Origin of the sequence: Intestinibacter sp., assembly GCF_022780145.1 — a bacterium.
GTDB lineage: Bacteria > Bacillota > Clostridia > Peptostreptococcales > Peptostreptococcaceae > Intestinibacter.
Window position 1 is genome coordinate 1 of sequence record NZ_JALEXO010000177.1, and the last position, 4,260, is coordinate 4,260.

Below are 4,260 nucleotides of genomic sequence, written 5' to 3' on the forward strand. Positions count from 1 at the left end.
TGCTATTGTGTTTAAGGCATTAAATATAAAGTGTGGATTTATCTGTCTCTGAAGAGCTGACATTTCAGCTTTTTTTCGCTCTTCTATATCTCTTTTATCTTTTTCTATAGTATTGACAATAGATACCATAAATCCTATTCCAAGTTGTCCTACTATTAAAGGCAAATAAATCGTATGTATAATGTCTAATGCCAAATCCCTCGGTGTAGCTAGAAAATAAATTAAAATTATAGTTATATTTTCTGAAACCATACCTACTAAAATGCCATAAATCACCCTAAATTTTGCAGGAATCTTCTTATAAAACAATCCAGAAAGAATCCCCGCTGAAATACTAGATATAAAACAAGGAACAGCTGTCATACTCTGAGAATGCATTAAAAACCTATGTAAACCAGATATAATTCCAGCTGGAATACTAACAAAAGGACCAAACAATATTCCTCCAGACACAATAGTTATAATTCTAGTATTTAAGATTGAACCTTTATAAACTATACCATTATAAGTACCTATTATAGAAAGCAGTGTAAATACAGCGGATATTACAAATAAATCTTTTTTATCGTAGTCTTCTTTTTCAAATATACTTTTAAAAATTTTTAATTTACTTATTAATAAAAACAATACTACAATTAAACTCGTTTTTTCCAACAACATCATTAAATAACTTTCTTTCATAAAACAACACTCCTCTCGTACTTATATCTTGAATATAATTTCCTATGCATTATAAAAAAGCCTACATTTAGTTAATGTAGACCTTTTTATTATATCATATTTTTTAAATTATAAATTTATGGAGTTTTATTTTTAGTTTATTAGTTTACAGTTTTATTTTTTTATTAATTATATACTTTTCCTGGGTTTAATATATTTTTAGGGTCAAATGCAGCTTTTATTCCTTTTAATATATTTATATAAGTTTCACTCTTAGATTCTTTGAAGTAAGGACTCTTAGCATATCCTACACCATGTTCACCAGAAACTTCACCATTTAATTCTCTAGCTTTTGCAAACATTAAATCAAATGCTTTATCAAGTCTTTCATGCCAAGTTTTATCATCTAAATCATCTTTGTGTGGATAAACGTGTAGGTTACCATCACCAGCATGTCCAAAGCTCTTTATTCTAAGACCTACTTCGTCTTGTATATCGTGAGTATATCTTACGAATTCTGCAACCTTATCTCTTGGAACAACAACGTCACATTCATCTATTACACTACTTGCTTTGAAGGCTTCAAGGAAAGCCCCTCTTGCAGACCAAATTGATTCATTTCTTTCGTCTGTATCTGCTATTAATACATCGTATGCTCCACATTCTAGGCAAAGCTTAGCTACGTTTTCGTATTCTCTTTCTATTTCTTCAGTTGAGTTACCATCGAATTTTAATAGTAAGTAAGCATTTGAAGAGTTATCTGGGAATTTTTTACCTAAGAATTCTTCAGCTCCAACTATTGCTTCTCTTTCCATAAATTCTATAGCAGTTGGTATAGATTTTGATTTTATTATTTTAGGTACAGTATCTATAGCAAGTGCTAAGTCTGGGAATGGGATTAATAAGCTTATTGCTTTTTTAGGTAATGGAAGTAATTTTAATATTGCTTTAGTTACTACAGCAAGTTGTCCTTCTGATCCTACTATTAAATCTTTTAATGCAAATCCAGAAGAGTTTTTAACTACTTTTCCACCTACATTTATTATTTCACCATTTGGAAGTACACATTCTAATCCTCTTACATAATCTCTTGTAACTCCGTATTTAACAGCTCTCATTCCACCTGCATTAGTGTTTATATTACCACCTATAGCAGCACTTTTTTCACCTGGATCTGGTGGGTAGAATAAGTCATGTTCTTCTACGTATTGTGCTATAGTCATTAAAAGAACTCCTGGTTCAACTGTTACAGTTAAGTTTTCTTCATCTAATTCTAATATTTTATCCATCTTAGTTAAGCATAACATTATACCCCCGTAAAGAGCAACTGATGCTCCACAAAGTCCAGTACCTTGTCCTCTAGGTGTTACTGGTATGTTATTTTCATAAGCATATTTCATTATTTTTGAAACTTGTTCTGTAGTATGGACAAATACTAATACTTCAGGATATTTTATTTGTCCAGCTAATTCATCATGAGCATAATCTTCGCTTATGTCATCCCCTACTATTACATCTTCTTTATCTAATATGCTTAGTAAAAAATCTATATCTTTTTGATCTATCTTTTTGTACATTTTCATTTACCCCCTATTTTGCCACTTGTGCTACTTTTTCTTTAGTTTCTTTTTTTATAGCTTTTATTTTTTCTGTTAATTTAGGTATTATTTCATATATATCTCCTATAATACCTAAGTGAGCCACGTCAAATATAGGTGCTTTATCATCTTGGTTTATAGCTATTATATAATCAGAACCCTTCATACCAGCAACAAATTGTACTGCTCCTGATACACCACAAGTTATTATTAATTTTGGTTTTACAGTTCTACCACTAAGTCCTATTTGTCTTCTTGGATCTACCCATCCACATTCTATAGTAGGTCTAGTTCCAGCTATTTGAGCTCCAAGTGCATCTGCTAAATCGTAAAGCATTTTTAAATCTTCTTCTTTTTTGAAGGCTCTAGATGCTACAACTATTACTTCAGCTTCTTCTATTCCTACTACTTTATTTTTTATTTTAGTTTCTAATACATTTATATTAGAAGTTAATTTATCTTTTTCTACAGAACATAAAGTAACTTTTCCTGTAGAATTTTCAACCTTTTCTGGTATATTAAATATTTTATATCTAACTGTTGCAAATTGTGGTCTACTATTTGGAGTATTTATATGAGCCATTATATTACCACCAAATGCTGGTCTTATTTGGTCTAAATCTGTGTTTTCTTGTATATCAAGTATTGTACAGTCTGCAGTAAGTCCAGTTCTAAAACGAGCTGCAAGTCTTGGGGCTAATGATCTACCTAATGTAGTACCACCAACTAGCATTATAGAAGGCTTATTATTGTTTATATAATCTTCTAGTGCAGCTGTATAAGGTTCTATTCTGAATTTATCGTATTCTTCATCGTCGTATACAAATACTTCATCTACACCATAAGCTAATAGAGATTTGCATTTATCTTTTATGTTGTTTCCAACGAATACACAGTTAACTGGGTGGTTTATTTTAGCTGCAAGTTCACGAGCTTTTCCTATTAGTTCATAAGTAACTGGATGTATTTCTCCATCGTTATGGTCTACATAAACTGTTATACCCTTCCATTCATCTTTGTTTATTTGAACTACTTCATCATCTTCGAATATAAATGCACCCTTAGGTCCTTTTTTAACGCACATTTTACACATTTTACATGCTGCATTTATTTCTATTTTTCCGTCTACTTCTTCCATCGCTTCAAATGGACATATTTTTAAGACTTCTTCTATATTATCTATTTTATCTTGATTGATTACTATCTTTGCCATTTTGTTCTCCCCCTAAAACTTAAAGTATTTTTAAATCTACTATCTTATTAAATAATGTTTCAGTAAGTTCATCAGAATTTCCATGAACTATATCTTTATCAGTATTTGGTTCTGGTGGGAAAATTCTTATTACTTGTGTTGCTGAACCATTAAGTCCGTAATGTTTTTCATCAGTGTCATCCATGTCTTTTAATGTTATCATTGGTATTTCTTTGTCTTTAGTTTCCATTTTTAATCTAAAAGATGGAAGTCTTGGTTGGAATATGTCTTTTTCAACAGTTATTAAACAAGGATAACTTATTTCACATACTTCTAAAGTTGTTGGAAGATCTGTTTCAACTACTATAGATTTTTCTTTTACTTCTATTATTTTAGTTACGTTTGTAACATGTGGTATATTTAAAAATTCTGCTATTTCTGGTCCAACTTGTGCTGTATCACCATCTGTTGTTTGTTTACCACATATTATTAAATCTGGGTTTCCTATTTTCTTTATACCTTGTGCTAGAGTATAAGCAGTTGCAAGTACATCTGCACCACCGAATTTTCTATCACTTACTATAGCACCTTCATCTACACCCATTGAAAAGCTTTCACTTATAACCTTTTTAGCTTGTGGTGGCCCCATAGTTATTGTTTTAAGTATTGCACCATTTTCTTTTTTTATTTTTAAAGCAGTTTCAAGTGCAAATAAATCATAAGGATTCATTTTTGAATCTACACCATCTCTTTTTAATACTCCTGTAACTGGATCTACTTCTACTTCTGATGTTCCAGGAACTTGTTTAA

Annotated in this window: 4 protein-coding genes; all 4 read right to left on the reverse strand. The window is 30.7% G+C overall.

What is annotated here, in order from left to right; all coding sequences use genetic code 11:
* Positions 1-681 (reverse strand): LytS/YhcK type 5TM receptor domain-containing protein (locus MR593_RS07045; protein WP_290691287.1); only part of this gene is annotated, 681 nt, incomplete at its 3' end.
* A 164-nt stretch (positions 682-845) separates the two neighbouring features.
* The gene (locus MR593_RS07050) at positions 846-2,237 is read right to left on the reverse strand and encodes an FAD-binding oxidoreductase (RefSeq protein ID WP_290691289.1); all 1,392 of its coding nucleotides are present in this window, start codon (positions 2,235-2,237) and stop codon (positions 846-848) included.
* A gap of 13 nt (positions 2,238-2,250) precedes the next feature.
* Entirely contained in the window at positions 2,251-3,471 is a 1,221-nt protein-coding gene (locus tag MR593_RS07055; RefSeq protein WP_290691291.1) for an electron transfer flavoprotein subunit alpha, read from the reverse strand.
* A 19-nt stretch (positions 3,472-3,490) separates the two neighbouring features.
* Positions 3,491-4,260 (reverse strand): electron transfer flavoprotein subunit beta/FixA family protein (locus MR593_RS07060; protein WP_290691292.1); only part of this gene is annotated, 770 nt, incomplete at its 5' end.

Bases quoted from the DNA above. Each gene is read 5' to 3' on its own strand.
- MR593_RS07050 (WP_290691289.1), bottom strand. From the start codon at position 2,237: ATGTACAAAAAGATAGATCAAAAAGATATAGATTTTTTACTAAGCATA.
- MR593_RS07055 (WP_290691291.1), bottom strand. From the start codon at position 3,471: ATGGCAAAGATAGTAATCAATCAAGATAAAATAGATAATATAGAAGAA.